At 58.8% G+C, this 1,969-nt stretch carries 1 protein-coding gene; it reads right to left on the bottom strand.

Annotation, left to right across the window (positions count from 1 at the left end):
* Positions 1-955 precede the first annotated feature (955 nt).
* Entirely contained in the window at positions 956-1,411 is a 456-nt protein-coding gene (locus ACJH6H_RS29640) for a hypothetical protein (RefSeq protein WP_406776382.1), read from the bottom strand.
* Positions 1,412-1,969 lie beyond the last annotated feature (558 nt).

The raw sequence follows: 1,969 nt of genomic DNA, 5'->3' as shown, positions 1-1,969 counted from the left end.
TCCTCGTCGTACTTCTTCGGCATGATGCGAACAACCTTCCCTCGAAAGAAGGTGTGCATCAAACTCGGGGCGATTCACTTGGCGGCCTAGCCGCCAGTACTCCGAGCAACCCCGCCGGCAACAGCAACGGCGCCAGCGATCGCAACACCTGCAATAAATGGGTTTGATGCTGGTCAACCGCTGGTCATGCCCTTGTCTCATTTGTAAAGAAGCGAGACTGCTCAGTTCCTGTCTCACGCCAGGCGCTACTTGTATCGTGGTGCGGCACCTGTTGAGAGTTCTCTTTCATCTGTGCCTGGCTGCGGTTTACGATCCGCCACATGGGCATTGGGATGGCGGTTGCGTCACTGCTCTCAGCAGTGGTTGCGCTCCTACTGCTCTGGGTGGTCGCGTACAAAAGGCGGTCTAAGCAGCAAGCGAGTTTGGCTGCTAATGCAGGGCCAAACCAATCCGTTGTGAGCTGGCATGCCGGGCGATGGGATGCCGACCGCCGCCACGCATACGTTGCCAACCTCGGGGAGGGTGTCGCCTACGAGGTCAGCGTGACGGCATATGACCGAGTCGTCGGGACAGCTCAGTGCGTTCCGCCGTTTCGCGCCGGTCGGCTGTCCTCGACTTCGGAAGTCCCGTGCTATGTGAATTTCTGCTTCGACCAACGACTGGCGCCGGGTGCGTCCCGCGGCGCATATGGAGCTTCTCAAAGCGCCCCGGATAATGCCGTCGATACGGACCGAGCAGAGTTCCTTGTCCGAGTCAGCTGGCGGTCTGAGCACGGAGAGTGGTTCTCCCAAACGGTCGGACCGATTGACTGAACAAAATTGTTCGATAAGGCCGCCATTGCTGGCCATGTCTCGTTTGCAGAGAAATGAAACAGACCATCCAGTGTCTTCTCCATCCCTTGTGAATAGGGACATTTGGACTTGAATCGAGGAGGGAAAGCGATATGGAGACCTGGCTACGGAACTGGTGGTCTGACCGCGGCACAGATTTCCTCGTATTCCTCGTCGCTGAGGAAGCCGAGCACATGCGCGGCGCCAACCTGGTTCCAGGTTCCCGGGATTGATCCGTGGTGTGGGTACGGCGCGAACGTCGCGAAGGTGTAATGCATGGTGCTGAGGTCCTTAACCAGCAGCTCGCGCGCAGTCCCGTCGACGATGGCTCGAAGAATCAACTCCTCGGGCGTTGCGGATTTGCCTAATGCCTTGGCGCCGCGCAGGATCCGATGCACGCGTGATTGGGTGGTGCTAAGGACTTCGGCGATTTCTCTCTGACTCTTGCCAGCCAAGCTCAGTTGTTTGGCGTCGCGCATTTCTTCGATGGCGTTCAGTCGTGCCCGGGACTGCCGGATCAGGGCCTTGTAGGCGATCTCTTCCACGACGAGCGTTATCGCAGCCTCCACATCGATCTCCATGACACGTAACTCCCTAGATCCCGCGAGTTTCGGAATAACGGACCTCATATAGGGCGACGCTGGCGGTTTCGAATGCGGACTCAGCGTCGGACGGAGTGGAAGCGGTCACAGCCACGATCAATAGATTCGCTCTATTTTCGAGATGGAGCTGCTTATCCTCCACTGGTCACTCGCGTCATCCCACTCGAAAGCGACATGTGATCGATCGCCGACCCGTGGCCATCGCACGACCTGTGTAATCCGATTGGAATCGCCGTCGCCAAGCATGGGCCCCGACCCACTGCCCGGACCCGGTAGACGCGTGTATCGGCCACGGTTCAGATCCCAGATGTGCTCGCTTCCGCGCGTGGTCACCCGCCAGACGCCACGCATCTCCGGGGTGAGTTCCTCGACAGTTTCTCCGACCAGGCCGAAGTTGTGTGTGACAGCACACGCCGAGCACAGCGTCCGTAGCCAGCTGAAGCTCCCGACATGCAAGGCTGAGGAATTGTCAATACCTGTGGATCGGCTTGTTTCAGGCGACCTCCGTTCCAGTTGATTCGGTCGGTGCCGAGTCCG

The organism is Mycobacterium sp. SMC-21, from assembly GCF_045310825.1.
GTDB lineage: Bacteria > Actinomycetota > Actinomycetes > Mycobacteriales > Mycobacteriaceae > Mycobacterium.
The sequence above is the reverse complement of the archived record's forward strand: the minus strand, read 5'-3'. Positions and strand labels throughout refer to the sequence as shown.